This window comes from Microbacterium aurugineum (genome assembly GCF_023101205.1).
Taxonomy (GTDB): Bacteria; Actinomycetota; Actinomycetes; order Actinomycetales; family Microbacteriaceae; genus Microbacterium; species Microbacterium aurugineum.
Genome location: NZ_CP078078.1, coordinates 2,407,386 through 2,422,836, shown reverse-complemented (window position 1 = coordinate 2,422,836; position 15,451 = coordinate 2,407,386). Strand labels below are relative to the sequence as shown.

The 15,451-nt window shown below is 70.4% G+C and carries 15 protein-coding genes; 6 read left to right on the top strand and 9 right to left on the bottom strand.

Annotated features, from left to right (window positions below; translation table 11 throughout):
• The first annotated feature begins 2 nt into the window (after positions 1-2).
• From KV397_RS11705 to KV397_RS11690, 4 genes are read left to right on the top strand one after another with little or no spacing between them, the layout of a single operon-like run.
• A complete protein-coding gene (locus KV397_RS11705; protein ID WP_194239194.1) occupies positions 3-782 on the top strand; it encodes an ABC transporter permease in 780 nt (259 codons plus the stop codon).
• Entirely contained in the window at positions 782-1,618 is an 837-nt protein-coding gene (locus KV397_RS11700; protein WP_153243746.1) for an ABC transporter permease, read from the top strand. The genes KV397_RS11705 and KV397_RS11700 overlap by 1 nt, the downstream gene beginning before the upstream one ends.
• The gene (locus tag KV397_RS11695) at positions 1,615-2,403 is read left to right on the top strand and encodes an ABC transporter ATP-binding protein (RefSeq protein WP_131493793.1); all 789 of its coding nucleotides are present in this window, start codon (positions 1,615-1,617) and stop codon (positions 2,401-2,403) included. The genes KV397_RS11700 and KV397_RS11695 overlap by 4 nt, the downstream gene beginning before the upstream one ends.
• Positions 2,404-4,719: an arylsulfatase gene (locus KV397_RS11690; protein WP_261811332.1), complete on the top strand. Its 2,316-nt coding sequence runs from the start codon at positions 2,404-2,406 to the stop codon at positions 4,717-4,719.
• 72 nt (positions 4,720-4,791) lie between these two features.
• Here KV397_RS11690 and KV397_RS11685 read toward each other — a convergent pair whose 3' ends face one another.
• Genes KV397_RS11685 through KV397_RS11665 form a run of 5 tightly spaced genes read right to left on the bottom strand, consistent with a single transcriptional unit; the run spans position 4,792 to position 9,559 of the window.
• Complete coding sequence (locus KV397_RS11685; RefSeq protein ID WP_227991460.1) at positions 4,792-5,175, bottom strand: DUF202 domain-containing protein; 384 nt, start codon at positions 5,173-5,175, stop codon at positions 4,792-4,794.
• A 13-nt stretch (positions 5,176-5,188) separates the two neighbouring features.
• Positions 5,189-5,545, bottom strand: a complete 357-nt coding sequence (locus KV397_RS11680) for a YidH family protein (RefSeq protein WP_047521713.1) — start codon at positions 5,543-5,545, stop codon at positions 5,189-5,191.
• 27 nt (positions 5,546-5,572) lie between these two features.
• Positions 5,573-7,216, bottom strand: a complete 1,644-nt coding sequence (locus KV397_RS11675) for an amidohydrolase (RefSeq protein ID WP_261811331.1) — start codon at positions 7,214-7,216, stop codon at positions 5,573-5,575.
• A 1-nt stretch (position 7,217) separates the two neighbouring features.
• Positions 7,218-8,057 (bottom strand): molybdenum cofactor biosynthesis F family protein, encoded by an 840-nt coding sequence (locus KV397_RS11670; protein ID WP_261811330.1) that lies wholly within the window; start codon positions 8,055-8,057, stop codon positions 7,218-7,220.
• A gap of 44 nt (positions 8,058-8,101) precedes the next feature.
• Positions 8,102-9,559: an APC family permease gene (locus KV397_RS11665; RefSeq protein WP_248569631.1), complete on the bottom strand. Its 1,458-nt coding sequence runs from the start codon at positions 9,557-9,559 to the stop codon at positions 8,102-8,104.
• Between the two features lie 244 nt (positions 9,560-9,803).
• Here KV397_RS11665 and KV397_RS11660 point away from each other — a divergent pair, with 244 nt between their 5' ends.
• The gene (locus KV397_RS11660; protein ID WP_261811329.1) at positions 9,804-10,550 is read left to right on the top strand and encodes an SDR family NAD(P)-dependent oxidoreductase; all 747 of its coding nucleotides are present in this window, start codon (positions 9,804-9,806) and stop codon (positions 10,548-10,550) included.
• Between the two features lie 53 nt (positions 10,551-10,603).
• The gene (locus KV397_RS11655; RefSeq protein ID WP_047521679.1) at positions 10,604-11,419 is read left to right on the top strand and encodes an SDR family NAD(P)-dependent oxidoreductase; all 816 of its coding nucleotides are present in this window, start codon (positions 10,604-10,606) and stop codon (positions 11,417-11,419) included.
• 12 nt (positions 11,420-11,431) lie between these two features.
• Here the strand turns inward: KV397_RS11655 and KV397_RS11650 are convergent, their stop codons facing one another.
• From KV397_RS11650 to KV397_RS11635, 4 genes are read right to left on the bottom strand one after another with little or no spacing between them, the layout of a single operon-like run.
• Positions 11,432-12,082 (bottom strand): HAD-IA family hydrolase, encoded by a 651-nt coding sequence (locus KV397_RS11650; protein WP_205802376.1) that lies wholly within the window; start codon positions 12,080-12,082, stop codon positions 11,432-11,434.
• 39 nt (positions 12,083-12,121) lie between these two features.
• On the bottom strand, positions 12,122-12,814 hold the full coding sequence (locus KV397_RS11645; protein WP_047521675.1) for an ABC transporter ATP-binding protein: 693 nt from the start codon (positions 12,812-12,814) through the stop codon (positions 12,122-12,124).
• A complete protein-coding gene (locus tag KV397_RS11640) occupies positions 12,811-14,583 on the bottom strand; it encodes a branched-chain amino acid ABC transporter ATP-binding protein/permease (protein WP_261811328.1) in 1,773 nt (590 codons plus the stop codon). Before KV397_RS11640 ends, KV397_RS11645 begins: the two co-directional genes overlap by 4 nt.
• Positions 14,570-15,430: a branched-chain amino acid ABC transporter permease gene (locus tag KV397_RS11635; RefSeq protein ID WP_131493782.1), complete on the bottom strand. Its 861-nt coding sequence runs from the start codon at positions 15,428-15,430 to the stop codon at positions 14,570-14,572. The genes KV397_RS11640 and KV397_RS11635 overlap by 14 nt, the downstream gene beginning before the upstream one ends.
• Positions 15,431-15,451: the final 21 nt, after the last annotated feature.

Genomic DNA, 15,451 nt, shown 5'->3' with positions numbered 1-15,451 from the left:
CCATGATCCGTTCCACGCTCCTTCCTCCGCTGATCGGGGCCGTCGGCGTCGTCTCGGCGCTGGCGCTCTGGGAGTGGTCGGCGACGACGGGGCCGCTCGCCGGGTCACCGCTCCCGGCGGCGACCGAGGCGATCGGTGAGGCCGTGCGCCTGCTCGGGACCCCGGCCACCTGGACGGCCGTCGGCGACACGCTGACGATGGCGTTGACCGGGCTCCTGCTCGCCATCGTCATCGGCGTCGTGCTCGGGGTGGCCATCGGCACCTCACCGCTGGCGATGCACGCGACCCGCGTGCCGCTGGAGTTCCTCAAGCCCATCCCGCCGATCGTCATCCTGCCGATCGTGGTCCTCGTGCTCGGCCCCACACAGGCCATGGGGATCTTCCTGGTGTTCTTCGGCTGCTTCATCGCGATCGCCGTCCAGTCCTCCGCCGGCGTCTTCGACACGGACCCGGTCGCACGGGCGACGGGGCGGTCGTACGGCATGGGGCGCGCCGAGATCCTGGGGCGCATCGTGCTCCCCAGCGCACTGCCCTACATCGGAACCGCGATCCGCGTCGCCGCGCCGACCTCGCTCGTCGTGGCCGTCGTCGCCGGACTCCTCGGTGGCGGTCCCGGGCTCGGACAGAGCCTGCTGCTCTCTCAGATCTCCGGCAACCAGGCCCAGCTCTTCGCCTACGTGCTCATCCTGGGCACCCTGGGACTCCTCGTCCAGGGACTCAGTCAATGGGGCGAGCGGCGACTGCTGCACTGGCATCCGCAATACCGGAAGCAGGTCCTCTGATGACGCTCACCACCTCGATCCAGACCCCTGCACGTCTCGCGCGCCGTCGCGGGCAGGGCGCGCTTCCCCGCGGCGTCCTCGTCGGCGCCGAGATCGCGGTCCCGGTGCTGCTGCTGGCGCTGTGGTGGTTCGTCTCCGCCGCTTCCACCAACGCCTTCTTCCCGCCGCTCCAGGTGATCCTGCAGCGGCTGTGGCAGCTCGTGCAGACGCCCGCCTTCCTGGTGGACGTCGCCTCGTCGGTCGGGAATCTCGTGGTCTCCTTCCTGCTGGCGACCGTGATCGGCGTGCTGCTCGGCCTGGTGCTCGGACTGATCCGTCCGCTGAGCTGGTTGGTCGAGCCGACCATCCACTTCTTCCGTGCGATCCCGCCGGTGGCGCTCGTGCCGATCTTCGTGTCGCTCATCGGGTTCGGCAACGAGACCCGGATCCTGTCGATCACCCTCGCCGCCGTCTTCCCCATCCTCATCTCGACGATCGACGGTGTGCGCGCCGGCGAGCCGACGCTCGAGATGGTGAGTCGCGTCTACCGACTGAGTGGACCGGAGCGGCTGTTCTCCGTGGTGCTGCCCGCGGCGGGCCCGCGCATCCTCTCCGGGATGCAGGTCAGTCTCATCACCGCGTTCGTGGTCATGATCGCCAGCGAGATGCTGGGGTCGTCCACCGGACTCGGTGCCGCGACCCTGCTCGCCCAGCAGTCCTTCGCGATCCCCGACATGTGGGCGGGCATCCTCGTCCTCGGGATCATCGGCTACGCGGCCACCGCCGTGTTCACCCTCTTCCGGCGCCGCGTGCTGCGCTGGTACATCGCCTCCCAGCAACAGGAGAAGAACGCATGACCACCATCGAACAGACCCCCGTCCGGCTCAGTGTGCGCGGGCTCGCGAAGTCCTATCCGACGAAGAACGGTCTCGTCCCCGTGATCGCCGACCTCACCTTCGATGTGCGCGTGGGCGAGGTGTGCTGCATCGTCGGGCCGTCCGGCATCGGCAAGACCACGTTGCTGAAGTGTCTCACCGGGTTGCAGAGCATCACGGCGGGCAGTGCGGCGATCGACGGGAACGTCATCGAGGGCCCGCCCGAGGAGATGGCGCTCGTGTTCCAGGAGTACACCCGGTCGCTGATGCCCTGGCTCACCGTCGAGAAGAACGTGCGGTTGCCGCTCAAGCACCTGCACCTGCCGGGTGCGGAACGCGAGGAGCGGGTCGCCTCCGCGCTCACCGCGGTCGGGCTCTCCGGGGCCGAGTCCAAGTTCCCGTGGCAGTTGTCCGGTGGCATGCAGCAGCGCGTCGCGATCGCGCGTGCCATCGCCTATCGGCCCGAGGTGCTCGTGATGGATGAGCCGTTCGCCTCGGTCGATGCGCAGACGCGGTTCGAGCTGGAGGACCTCTGCCTGCGCATCCGCGAGCAGTTCGGGATGACGATCGTGGTCGTCACGCACGACATCGACGAGGCCGTCTACCTGTCGGACCGAGTCGTGGTGCTGGGGGAGCGCCCGGCGAAGGTGACCGAGATCGTCGAGATCGACTTCGGGGCCCCGCGCGACCAGCTGACGACGCGGGCGCTTCCGGCGTTCGCGGAGCTGCGCACGCAGATCTTCGGCCTGATCCGGAAGGCGGGCTAGATGTCGATGCCGACGGAGGCGCGCGGCTATGAGAGCTTCGCGGGGCACGCGGCGGAATTCACCTCCGAGTCCGAGCCCTGGTGGCCGGAGCCGCAGCGACCCGGGCCGAAGGCGCCCAACGTGATCGTGATGCTGATCGACGACCTCGGTTTCAGCGACCTCGGGCCGTTCGGGAGCGAGATCGAGACACCGCGCATCGACGGTCTCGCCGACGAGGGGTGGGTGTTCACGAACTACCGCACCGCGCCGATGTGCTCGCCAGCCCGGGCGGCACTGCTCACCGGGCTGAACCCGCACCGGGCCGGCTTCGGCTTCGTCGCGCACATCGACCCCGGCTATCCGGGATTCAGCTGCGAGCTCCCCGAGGACGCGCCGACACTGGCGGAGTCGCTGCGCGCCGGGGGGTACGCGACCTTCATGGTCGGGAAGTGGCATCTCACGCTCGAATCGCGCCTGCACGACGGTGCCGACCGGAGCACGTGGCCGCTGCAGCGCGGATTCGACCGGTATTTCGGGAGCATGGACGGCTTCACGTCGCTGCACCATCCGCATCGGCTGGTGCACGACAACTCCGTCGTCGACCTCCGCGAGTACCCCGAGGGCTTCTTCCTCACGGACGAGTTGACCGACCGCGCCATCGGCATGATCGACGACCTGCGGGTGAACGATCCGGACAAGCCCTTCTTCCTGTACTACGCGCACACCTCCGTGCACGGGCCCATCCAGGCGAAGGACGCCGACATCGAGAAGTACCGCGGCCGCTACGAGGCCGGGTGGAACGCCCTGCGGGCCGAGCGGTTCGCCCGCCAGCGTGCGCGCGGCATCGTCCCCGATCACGCGGAGCTCCCCGGGGAGGCGATCGCCGACGGCGACCGGATCCCCGTGTGGGACGACCTCTCGGTCGAGGAGAGACGGTTGTTCGCCCGACACATGGAGGTGTACGCCGCGGCCGTGGACGAGATCGACCAGAGTGTGGGGCGACTGCTCGATCGACTCGACCGCAGCGGCGAGCGCGAGAACACGATCGTCGTGCTCGCCAGCGACAACGGAGGGACGGCCGAGGGGGGACCGACCGGAACCCGGAGCTACTTCGCCCAGTTCGGCGCGAACGGTGCGATGCCCGAGGGGTGGATCACCGACGTGCCGCGTCCACTGGAGGACCTCGGCGGTCCGCGCGTGTTCGGCCAGTACCCGACCGGATGGGCGCGGGTGTCCAACACGCCGTTCCGCTCGTTCAAGGCCACGACGTACGAGGGCGGCGTCCACGCTCCGCTGATCATCTCGTGGCCGGACGCCCCGATGGCGGGCGGTCTGCGCGACCAGTTCGTGTTCGTCTCGGACCTCGCACCGACGATCCTGGAACTGTGCGGCGTGCCGTCCCTGGACCAGCGGCGCGGCCGACCGGCACTCGAGATGGACGGCGGGAGCGTCGTCGACGTGCTCGCCCACCCCACCGCGCCGGGCCGGGAGGACCAGTACTTCGAGTGCGTGGGACGACGGGCCCTCGTCGACGGGACGTGGAAGGCCCTCTCGACCGTGCCCCCGACGAAGGACGAGGGCCCCGCGGGCGGCGTCTGGGAACTCTACGACCTCGCGTCCGACCCGACCGAGACCGAGGACGTCTCCGCCGATCACCCCGAACGCGTCGCGGCGATGGCGGCACGCTGGCACGCGGAAGCCTGGCGCAACACCGTGTTCCCCCTCGATGACGACGGCGCGCTGTTCCGCCTGCGCCCCGACACCGAGGAACCGCTCTCCGCGGCGATCGACCTGGTGCCCTTCCGTCCTCCTCTGGAGCGCTTCCGTTCGGCGAAGCTCACGGTCCTCCGCTCCTTCGCGGTCGAGGTCGACCTCACGACCGAGGCCGACGCGGCAGGCGTGATCGTGGCCCACGGCGATCAGGGCGGCGGTTACCTGCTCGCCCTGGACCACGGGGCGCCTCTCGTCGCCTACAACGCCTACGGCGCGATGCACCGTGCCCGCGGAGCGCAGCTGTCTCCGGGGGAGCACCGGATCGTGCTGCGCGTCGACGAGCACCCCGGACTGCGCTGGAGCCTGACGGTCGAGGTGGACGGCGACCGCGCGGCGGTGATCGACAGCGTGCCCATGCTCATCGGAATGTCACCGTTCACGGGCATCAGCGTGGGGTACGACTTCGGTGGCCCGGTCGACTGGGAGCTGCACGAGCAGCATCGCTCGTTCCCGTTCCGGGGCGGCGAGCTGCACCGCGTGCGCTACGTGCCCGGTGAGCGCTCGCCGCACGATCCGACCGTGCTGCGCGCCGTCGGACAGGCGGTTCTGGCGGTCGCCGACTGATCCGGTGAGCGGCTGAGGTCGGTGTCTGAGGGGTCGCCGACATCAGCCGCTCGCCCTGTCGATCCGTTGCGGTCAGACCGGGCTGTTCGCGCCCAGAGCGATCGCCACGAGAGCGAGGGCGACGACGCCGAAGCCGGTGCCGAACACCGTCAGGACGAGGAGCAGCCCGCCGCCCGGAGGGAGACCCGCTGCGGCGCCCGTCAACACGGCGGTGACCCGCCGTTGGCGGCGACGTGCGGCGAACCAGAGCAGGCACGCGGTCCCCAGTCCGATCGCGCCGGGAGCGAGCCCCCAGGCCCCGGCGCCGGCGGGGAGGACCAACGGCAGGATCCGCAGGGAGATCAGGGACCCGACGGCGATCGCGAGGGCCGTGCGGCGCCAGGCGAGCTCCGTGCGTTCGGGCTGCAACCCGGGATCGTACAGGCGGTCGGGCTCCGCGGCCGGACGTCTTCTCACGACCGGGGCTCTGTCAGCGCCACAGGACGCCGGCCAGCACGAGCAGTCCGACCAGGACGACGACCACGGCGAGGACCACGGCGGAGAACGCGCCCGGAAGTGGCCGCGATTGGCGTAGCGCCCGCTCCGCCCGCATCCACTCCCACCAGGCGAGCGGTGCGACCGCGGTCCCCGCGATCATGAGCAGCAGCGACGCGGCGAGCCGGAATCCGGGGTGAAGGTCGAGGCCGAGGACCTCGAGCGCCACACCACCGGCGATCAGGGCGAGTCCGGTCCGCGTCCACGCCAGGAACGTCCGTTCGTTGGCGAGCGAAAAGCGCGGATCGGGCTCCTCGCCGAGGGAGTAGACGGATGCCGGGAAACGCTTCATCGCCTCATCGTATCCGCGCGGCACCGCTCAGTCGCCGTGGACTCGGCGGCCGGCGAACCAGGTCGACACGACCTCGGTGTGCACGATCTCGTCCGCCGGACCGGCGATGGCGTCACGGGCGAGCACGACGAAGTCCGCGGACTTCCCGGGCGTCAGCGACCCGGTCTCGGCGTCGAGGCCCATCGCCGCGGCGGCGTTGATCGTGAAGACCTCCAGTGCCTCCTCGGCGGTGATGGCCTGTTCGGGCCATAAGGTGCCGGGGGCGCGTCCGAGCGGGTCCGCTCGCGTCACGAGACCCTGCAGACCCTCCAGCGTGTTCGGCGACTCGCTCACGGGCCAGTCCGAACCGCCGGCGACCCGGGCCCCCGCGTCGATCAGCGCCCGGTTCGGCTGGGAGTGCTCCGCGCGTTCGCCGAGCACCTCGGCCAAAGCCTGGGGGATGACGCCCGGATACCAGATGAACGGAGAGATGTCGGCCGAGACGTCGAGGGCCTCCAGTCGGGGGATGTCCGACTCCGCCAGGAACTGACCGTGCGCGATCTGAACGGGGGTGGTGAAGCCCTCGCGGCGCACCCGCTCCGTCGCATCGAGCACGAGGCGCGCGGAGCCGTCCCCCGTGCAGTGCACCTTCGCCCCCAGGCCGCGTCGCGCCACGGAGCGCAGCCACCCGGTGAGCTCGTCGAGGGTCATGGTGGTCTCGCCGTGGAAGTGCGCGCCGTGCGCGGCGTCCGCCAGATACGGCTCGAGGAACGACGCCGTGCGTGCCGGGGGGACTCCGTCGAGGAAGATCTTCACGAAGTCGGGACGGTGGTGCGCGGTGCGGAACTCCTCGCCGCGGTCGAGCAGCGGTTCGCCGACCGGGTCGAAGCCGAAGATCTCGTCGTTGATCAGCAGCGAGGAGACGACCCAGGCATCGAGCTCGTCGGCCCGGTCGAGGTCGGCCAGCGCGCCGAGGATCTCAACCGACACCCCGGCGTCTTGGAAGGCCGTGACGCCGAACGAGTTGAGGATCTCGATTCCGCGGCGTGATGCGGCGGCGTGCTGCGCGGGAGTGAGCCCGCCGCTGCGGTCGTAGGCCTCCTGCACGGGGATGCCCGCCGCTTCGAGGAGCACACCGGTCGGCGTGCCGTCATCCGGATCGAGAAGAGCCGTCCCGGACGGGGGCAGCCGATCGGCGGTGATCCCGGCGAGTTCCAGTGCCCGGCTGTTCGCCCACCGGTTGTGACGCGAGTCCTCCATCAGCATGACGGGACGCCCGCCGCCCGCCTCGTCCAGGCGGAGTCGGCTCGCGGTGTTCGCGAGCGCGGGCAGCAGGGTGGTGGCCACGGCGCCACCCACGATCCATGCGTCCTCGGGGAGCTCGGCGGCCTTCTCCCGGACCCGGTCGAGGATCTCGTCCAGCGTCAGCGCGGGAGCCAGCGACAGCTCGAACAGCTCGGTCCGCCCCGCGAGGGCGTGGTGGTTGTGCACATCGACGAAACCGGGGTACACCGCTGCGTCGCCGACCTCGAGCGACTGCGTCCGGCGTCCGCGGAACGATTCGATGTCGGACCGGGATCCGACCGCGAGGATCCGCCCGTCGCGCACGGCGAAGGCCTCGACGATCGGGTTCGTCCGGTCCGCGGTGCGGATCACGGAGCCGGTGACGATGAGGTCGGCGACGTCGGTCATGTCAGCGGTCTCCGAACGTCGCGGGCTCGAGCTCGGGCGTGTGCATCGTGGTCGAGAGCAGACGTCCGTGTGCGCCGAAGGTGAAGTGCGTGGGGACCTCGCCGCTCTCGTCGAGGCCGAAGAGCACGCCGTGGGAGCGGATCGCGTTGACGTCGCGGTGGTCGGCGATCGTCACCGAGGCGCAGGGGATCACCTTCTCGCGCCAGGCGAACACGTAGATTCCGGGACGCACCTCCCAGACGCTGTTCTCGTCGGTGTCGGCCAGCCCGCGCTCGGGGCCGGCGAGGCACTGCCACGAGTACCACCGCGTCGAGAGGTACACGTGCTCGTACGCGTGCTCGGTGCTGTAGACCCACTCCACCCGGCGTCCGATGAGCGTCGTCGTGGGGGCGGGTTCGGTGCCGGTGACCTCGATCCCCTCGATCACGCCCGGCGCGAAGTGGTGCTGCACGCGCGTGCGTCCCTTCTCGGGAGCGGGGAGGATGCCGGAGATCACGGCCAGCGCGCGACCGTCGCGCAGGTCGAGGATCAGCGAGACCGCCTCGTTCGGCAGGTACCGGTGGTGGAACTGCACGAAGTAGAGGTCGCGATCGACCTCGAACGCCTCGTAGTCGTCGGTGTCGGTAGCCGCTCCCGTCGCATCGTCGGTCCCCGGCTGGTAGTCCCAGGTCACGGTGTCGTCGGCGAAGCGGTGCACGATCCGCGTGCCACGGCCGTCGACGACCGTGATCTCGCAGCCGCTCAGCGCGGTGCTGTGCGGAGCCTTGTTGGCGTCGAAGCCGGGGGCGAGCCCCTCGAGCGGCAGCCAGGTGGAGGTGTCGGCGGGGTTCAGCGTCGTCATGGTGTGGTTCGTTCCTTCGGTCGGTGAGGGGTGCGGGGGAGCGGTCAGCGCGTGCTGAACCTCTCCAGGTCGGTGGCGAGGCCCTCGTACACGGCGGACCGGGATCGCTTGAGATAGGCGCCGTAGACGATGCCGCCGATCAGGGCGACCACCAGCAGCAGCGGCATCAGCCGGATGGCCAGTTCCTCGGAGCCCGCCACGATGTTGAAGTTCACGACGGCGAGGATCGAGATCGCGGCGATACCGAGGAATCCGATGCCGGGGGCGACGAAGGTGCTCCACCAGCGCGGGTCACGGCGGCGGCGGAAGTACACGACGATCGAGATCGCCGCGAGGCCCTGCAGGATGAGCACGCTCAGGGTGCCGAAGCCCAGCATGGCGGGCACGAGGGTGAGGATCGGGTCGGCTCCGGCGATCGCGAAGATGATCGCGACGATGCCGGCGAACGAGGCCTGCACGATACCGGCGAGTTGCGGGGCGCCGTTCGCGCGGGTGCGGGCCAGCGCCTGCGGCAGGATCTTCGCGCGCCCGAGGGAGTACAGGTATCGGGTCGCGGAGTTGTGGAAGGCGAGCATCGCCGCGAACAGGCTCACCAGCAGCAGGACCATCATCACGGTCGTGAGCGGACCGCCGAGATACTGCTGCGAGAGCGAGAAGATCAGGTCGCCGGTGGGGAGATGCTCGAGAGCGGTCGCTTGCGCCTGCGCGACGCCGGTCGCACTCACCACGGCCCACGTGGTGACACCGAGGATGACGCCGATCGCGATGATCGAGGTGTAGGTGGCCCGCGGGATCGTGCGCAGCGGCTGCTTCGCCTCTTCGCTGAACAGCGCCGTCGCCTCGAACCCGAGGAAGCCGGTGGCCGCGAGCAGCAGGCCGATCGGCAGCGACCCGGAGAACACGGCTTCGGGGCTGAACGCCGCCACGTCGTAGCCGGTCTGCACGAGCACCGAGATGTCGAACACGACCAGCATCAGCACCTCCAGCACGAGGCACACGCCCAGCACCTTGGAGCTGAAGTCGACACCGATCCGAGCGAGCACGAAGCACACCACGATCGAGAGGAGGCCCCAGACCAGCCAGTTGACGTCGAGCCCGGTGAGGTCGCGGATGATCGTCTGCATGAAGAAGCCGCTCGTGCCGATCGTGCCGACGACGAAGAAGTTGTACCCGAGCGTCGCGATCAGCCCGGCGATCAGCCCTCCCGTGCGCCCGAGGCCCTTCACCACGAAGGCGTAGAAGCCCCCGGCGTTGACCAGCTGCTTCGACATCTGGGCGTAGCCGATTGCGAAGAGCAGCAGGATGGCCGCGACGAGGAAGAAGGACATCGGCGTGCCGCCGCCGTTGCCGAGGGCGATGGCCAGGGAAGCGACGACGACGATGCCCGTCAGGGGCGCGACCGCGGCGAGGACGAGGAAGACGATGCCGGCGACGCCGAGGGCGCCCGGACGGAGGGAGGTGTGGTTCTGCGTCGTCGTGGACGCAGATGTCGGTTCTGCCACGTCGGCTCCTTTGCTGGGTGACGGCCGTGCGGACACGGCATCGACGACGAGGGGAATCATCGATAGAGCGAGTCTGCTCGCGCCGTCGCCCCTGCGCTTGACCCTGAGCGAAAGACGGTGGTGTCACCGTGCACAGCCCGCGGACGGAGGTTCGCACGGCCGGAGCGGGAGAGCAGGATGACCGAGACGACATCGCCGTCCTCCCCCTGAACCACCGGGTGCCGGACGGCGCACGAAGGACGACATGGATCTGCAGCTGCACGGGACGACCGCCCTCATCACCGGGGCGGCCGGCGGTATCGGCCGCGCGACCGCGCTCGCGCTCGCCGCCGAAGGGGTCAGGGTCGCCCTCCTGGACCGCGATGAAGCCGCGCTTCAGGACGTGGCGGACGCCTGCCGGGATGCCGTGCTCCTCGTCGCGGATGTCACCGATGAGGTGCAGGTCGAACTCGCGGTGCGCACCGGCGTCGCCGCGCTGGGCCGACTCGACGCCGTCGTCTGCTGCGCCGGGGTGTCCGGTCCGGTGGGCTCGTCTCTCGAAGACACCGCTCTCGACGCCTGGAACCGGGTGCTCGCGGTCAACGTGACCGGGGCGTTCCTGGTTCTCAAGCACGCGCTGCCCGCGTTGCGCGAGGCGGAGGCCGCCGCGGTCGTGCTGCTCGCGAGCGATTCGGCGTTCGTCGCCTCACCCGGCATGGTGCCCTACTGCACGTCGAAGGCGGCCCTGCTGCAGTTCGGCCGTGCCCTCTCGGTCGACCTCGCCGACACGCGCATCCGGGTGAACGCGGTCGCGCCGTCGATCGTCGACACCCCGATGAGCCGGGGCGACCTCGGGGCCGACGCGTTCGACGAGCCGGACTTCCCGGTGCAGAGCACGGCGGAGGTCGCCGCGCACGTGACCTACCTCGTATCGCCCCGGTCTGGGGCCATCAACGGCACCAGCATCCTCAGTGACTTCGGGTACACCGCCCGATCCGGATTCCCCGCCTGACGCGACCGCATCGGGCACCCACCGCGCACGCGCGCCAACACACAGGAGCACACATGGGACTCGTGGTCGGATCGACCGTCTCCGGACGCGTCGTCGTCATCACCGGGGGCGGCACGGGCATCGGCGCCGCCATCGCCGAACGGTACGCGGCCGAGGGGGCGCACGTCGTGGTCGTCGGGCGTCGCCCGGAGCCGCTGCACGAGGTGGAGCGCGCGGTCGGTGCTCTGCCGATCATCGCCGATGCGGCGGACACCGCTTCGGCGAAGTCCGCCGTGGCCGAGGTGTTGGCGCGGTTCGGCCGCATCGACGTGCTGGTCGCCAACGCCGGTGGTCACGGCTTCTCTCCGGTGGGGGAGACCGACGACGAGAGCTGGGACGCGGCGATCCGCGCCAACCTCACGACGGCGTTCACGATGGCGAGGGAGGCGCTTCCCGCTCTGATCGAGGCGAAGGGACAGATCGTGATCGTCTCGTCGCTCGCCGGGTTGTTCGCCGGGCCGTCGGTGGCCGGGTACACCGTCGGCAAGCACGCCCTGGTCGGCCTCACCCGCACGCTCGCGCGGGACTACGGTCGCCACGGTGTGCGTGTGAACGCGATATGCCCCGGCTGGGTGCAGACGCCGATGGCCGACGAGGAGATGGACGAGTTCGCCTCGCACGCCGGGCTCGACTCCCGGGAGGAGGCCTACGCCAAGGTCACCGCCGATGTTCCGCTGCGCCGACCGGCGCGCCCCGCGGAGATCGCGTCGGTCGTGCGGTTCCTCGGCTCGGGCGAGTCGTCGTACATCACCGGTGCGGTGATCGTCGCCGACGGGGGGTCGCACGTGGTCGATGTGCCCACGATCGCGTTCGACCATGCCGGGATGTGACCCGGCGCGAGGTCAGCCGATGGTGAGGTCGAAGCCCTGGGCGGTCGGGACGATGCGCACCGCGGTGAGGTCGTCCACGCGGTAGGTGGGCTCGTGGGCGGCCGCGTGGCGGCCCACCCCGATCACCCGCATGCCTGCGGCGAGACCGGCCTGGATCCCGGCGCCGGAGTCTTCGAAAACCACGCAGTCGGCGGGATCGACTCCCAGCAGCTCCGCCGCGCGGAGGAAGCCCTCGGGATCCGGCTTCGACGCCGTGACGTTCTCGGCGGTCACGGTGAGCTCGGGGATCGTGAGTCCGGCCTCTCCCATGCGCGCGGTCATGAGGGCCACGTTCGCGGAGGTGACGATCGCGTGCGGGTGGGGGCGCAGGGCCTCGAGCAGGGCGTCGGCGCCGGCGATCCGGATCACGCCGTCGACGTCGTCGGCCTCGGTGGCGAGCATCACGTCGTTCTCGCGGAGGTTGATCTCGTGGTCGCGCTCCGGCAGCAGGATCGCCATGCTCTGGTGACCCTGTCGGCCGTGGACCACGCTGAGCACGGTCTCCGGCGCGATCCCGTGCGGCTCGGCCCACGCGAGCCACAGCCGTTCCACCACCGCGGTCGAGTCGACGAGGGTGCCGTCCATGTCGAGGAGGGCGGCGCGGGCGGAGATCGTCTGGGTCACCTCTTCAGGCTAACGCCCGAAGGCTCCGCGAGTGCCGGGTCAGCCGCCGAGGTAGGCGCGGTGCAGCAGCTCCGGATCCGCCTGCAGGGCCTCGGAGGTCCCCTGGAACGAGACCCTGCCGCCGGCGACGACCACCGCTTCCTGCGCGAGGCCGAGCGCGAGCTGGGTGAACTGCTCGACCAGCAGCACGCCCACCCCGGAGTCCGCGATCGACTTCACGATCGGCATCAGCCGCATGAACACCACGGGCGCGAGGCCGAGAGACATCTCGTCGATCAACAGGATGCGCGGCTTCGCGGCGAAGGCGCGCGCGAGCACCACCATCTGCTGCTCGCCCCCGGAGAGCAGGGCGGTCGGCGCATCGATGCGCTTCTGGAGTTCGGGGAACGGCGTGAGCGCGGCGTCGAGTTCACCGGCGGTCCGTGCGGTGAGGGAGATGTTCTCGCGCACGGTCAGCGAGGGGAACACGGCGCGCCCCTGCTCGATGTGGACGATCCCACGGCGGGCTCGCGTGACGCGCGACAGCTTGTCGATCGGTTCGCCGTCGAGGGTCATCGTGCCTGCCGAGTGGGCGGTGACGCCCGACACCGACTCGATCAGGCTGGTCTTGCCCGCGCCGTTCGGACCCACGAGGGCCAGCACCTCGCCGCCGGCGACCCGCAACGAGACGTCGGAGATCACCGGCCCGGCGCCGCGGCGGACGGTCACGGAGTCCAGGACGAGTTCGCTCATTTCAGCAGCTCCGTCTCTCCCATGTACGCCTTGACGACGTCGGGGTTCGCGAGGACCTCGGCCTGCGGTCCGCTCGCCAGCACGCGGCCGAAGTCGAGCACCGTGAGGGTGGGGCAGACGGAGCGGACGAGATCGAGATCGTGCTCGATGATGATCAGCGCCACACCGTAGCGCGCCGGCAGTTCCCGCAACCGCGCCGCGAGCGCCAGATGCTCTTCGTGGGACAGGCCGGCAGCCGGCTCGTCGAGGATCAGCAGCCGGGGGCGGGAGACCACGTTCGCGGCGACCTCCACGAGCCTCCGCGTGCCGACGTCGACGCTCGACAGCCGCGCTCGCGCGGGAGGGCAGCCGAAGAACTCGAGCACCTCGTCGATGTCGGCGGCCGCGAGTCGGCGCCGGGCCACGAACCTCACGTACGCGCCGACCGTGAGGGAGGGCGGCACCCGGTCCTGCTGGAACGTCCGGCGCAGACCCAGGCGGGCGCGTCGGGTGGGGGACGGGCCGGCGAGGTCGCGGTCCCCGAGCAGAACGCGTCCGCCGTGCTTCGGGAGGAAACCGCTGATCGCATCGACGAAGGTCGACTTCCCCGCACCGTTGGGACCGATGAGTCCCATGATCGAGGCGGGCGGAACCTGGAAGGACACGTCGTCCAGGGCTTTGAGGGCACCGAACTGCACGGTCAGGCCCTCGACGGTCAGCACGGGTGCGCCGTCGAGCATCGCTTCGTCGACGGTCGCCGTGGTCGTGGTGGTGATCTCCGTGGCGTCCGGACCGGCATCCGGAGGAAGCGCCGACAGTGCGGCTGCGGCCGTCTTGCGGTCCGCGCGACGCCAGATCAGGTTGCGGATGCCCTGTCCGAGGTTCGTGCCGCTGGTGAGCGCCTGCACGCCGAGCACGCCGAAGACGACGAAGGCCCAGTCCTGGGGGACGCCCCAGCGCTTGAGGAGTTCGGGGACCAGCACCCAGAGGATCCCGCCGAAGATCGCCATGTCGATCAGATGGGCGCCGGACATGATCGCGAGCACGTAGAGCGCGAGCGACTGCAACGGGGTGAAGCTCGACGCGAACGGAAGCTGCACCTGGCCGGCGAGCAGCCCGCCCGAGATGCCGCCGAGCGCGGCCGAGACCGCGAAGGCGGTGAGCTTCGCGGTCCGCACGCTCTGCCCCGCTGCGGCGGTACCGCGCTCGGAGAATGCGACGGCCTTCCAGCTCGACCCCCAGCGGCCCCGCTGCAGGAAGAAGGCGCCGAGCGCGCAGACGGCGAGGACGATGATCGAGAGGAAGAAGAACTGCCGGTCGTTGGAGAACATCTCGGGGCGTTCGACCGCGATCCCGTCGGCCGAGCCGGGGAACTGGATCTGCACGAGGGTCACGCCGGCCGCCGCCGCGAAGCCCAGGGTGACGACGGCGAGGTTCACGCCGCGCAACCGCAGTGCCGGGAGGCCGACGAGGATGCCGACCAGGCCCGCCGCGATCCCCCCGAGGATGAGCCAGACGATGAACCCGCCCGGGGCCTGCATGACGTTCAGCAACGAGACGATCCAGGCGCCGACGGCGGCGAAGGTGAGCTGGCAGAGCGCGATCATCCCGGCCGAGCCGGTGACGATGCCGAGGCCGAGGATGGCGATCGCGGCGGTGACGGCACTGATCGCGAGGAAGACGAAGTACCCCGGCAGGGCGGCGCTGAGGATCGCGCCCACGCCGATGCCGGCGAGGGCGACCGCGAACGGCCAGGTGGTCCGGAACCAGGGACGGTCAGCGAGCGGCATCCCACACCTCCTTGCGCTGCGTCCAGAGCAACAGGACGACGATGAACAGGAACGGGAGGAAGTTGCGCACCAGCGCCACTTCGTCGATCTGGGCGACGAGGCCGCCCAAGACGCCCAGGACGATGCCGCCGACGACGGCGAGGTCGAGTCGGCGGAAGCCGCCGAGCAGGGCGGCCGCCGCGGCGGGGACGATGAGCATCGACAGGCTGGTCGCGTCGTTGGACTGCGAGGGGGCGACGATGATGATCGCGATCGCGCTGATGACGCCCGTGACGAACCAGACCGCGATCGACAACGGGCGTGAGCGGATGCCGAGGAGCTCGGCGGTGGTCGGGCGCTCCGAGAGCGCCCGCAGCTGGGTGCCGACCCTCGTGCGGCGCAGGACGAGGTGGACGACGATGGCCGTGACGATCGCCATCGCCACGGTCGCGACCGTGACCTGGCTGATCACGACGCCGCCGAACGAGAAGGCCGGGCCCGCGATGATCGGCGTGAACGGCTGCGGCTTGTTGCCGAACAGGATGAACGACATCGAGATGAGCAGGAGGAGCGGGCTCACGGTCATCGCCGAGCGCGTGGTGGTCGACGCCTCGGAGAGCCAGGTGGCGGCGATGAAGCCGATCGCCGCGGCGAGGAGCCCGGCGACCAGGACACCGAGGACGGATCCCAGCCAGATCGGCAGACCGAGCTCGCGCACGAACCACACCGCCGTGAAGGCGCCGAACATCCCGGTCGCGGCTTGAGCGAAGTTCACCACCCGCACCAGGCGTGACATCAACGTCAGGCACACGCCGAGGACGGCGTAGAGGCCGCCGGCGGCGAGACCGGCGATGGCGCCTTGCAGCATGAGGCGTCCTTTCTGTTCCGA

What these genes read in the sequence shown, in the direction of transcription:
- KV397_RS11705 (WP_194239194.1), top strand. Translation starts at nt 3, where the DNA reads ATGATCCGTTCCACGCTCCTTCCTCCGCTGATCGGGGCCGTCGGCGTC.
- KV397_RS11700 (WP_153243746.1), top strand. Translation starts at nt 782, where the DNA reads ATGACGCTCACCACCTCGATCCAGACCCCTGCACGTCTCGCGCGCCGT.
- KV397_RS11695 (WP_131493793.1), top strand. Translation starts at nt 1,615, where the DNA reads ATGACCACCATCGAACAGACCCCCGTCCGGCTCAGTGTGCGCGGGCTC.
- KV397_RS11690 (WP_261811332.1), top strand. Translation starts at nt 2,404, where the DNA reads ATGTCGATGCCGACGGAGGCGCGCGGCTATGAGAGCTTCGCGGGGCAC.
- KV397_RS11680 (WP_047521713.1), bottom strand. Translation starts at nt 5,545, where the DNA reads ATGAAGCGTTTCCCGGCATCCGTCTACTCCCTCGGCGAGGAGCCCGAT.
- KV397_RS11675 (WP_261811331.1), bottom strand. Translation starts at nt 7,216, where the DNA reads ATGACCGACGTCGCCGACCTCATCGTCACCGGCTCCGTGATCCGCACC.
- KV397_RS11670 (WP_261811330.1), bottom strand. Translation starts at nt 8,057, where the DNA reads ATGACGACGCTGAACCCCGCCGACACCTCCACCTGGCTGCCGCTCGAG.
- KV397_RS11660 (WP_261811329.1), top strand. Translation starts at nt 9,804, where the DNA reads ATGGATCTGCAGCTGCACGGGACGACCGCCCTCATCACCGGGGCGGCC.
- KV397_RS11655 (WP_047521679.1), top strand. Translation starts at nt 10,604, where the DNA reads ATGGGACTCGTGGTCGGATCGACCGTCTCCGGACGCGTCGTCGTCATC.
- KV397_RS11645 (WP_047521675.1), bottom strand. Translation starts at nt 12,814, where the DNA reads ATGAGCGAACTCGTCCTGGACTCCGTGACCGTCCGCCGCGGCGCCGGG.
- KV397_RS11640 (WP_261811328.1), bottom strand. Translation starts at nt 14,583, where the DNA reads ATGCCGCTCGCTGACCGTCCCTGGTTCCGGACCACCTGGCCGTTCGCG.
- KV397_RS11635 (WP_131493782.1), bottom strand. Translation starts at nt 15,430, where the DNA reads ATGCTGCAAGGCGCCATCGCCGGTCTCGCCGCCGGCGGCCTCTACGCC.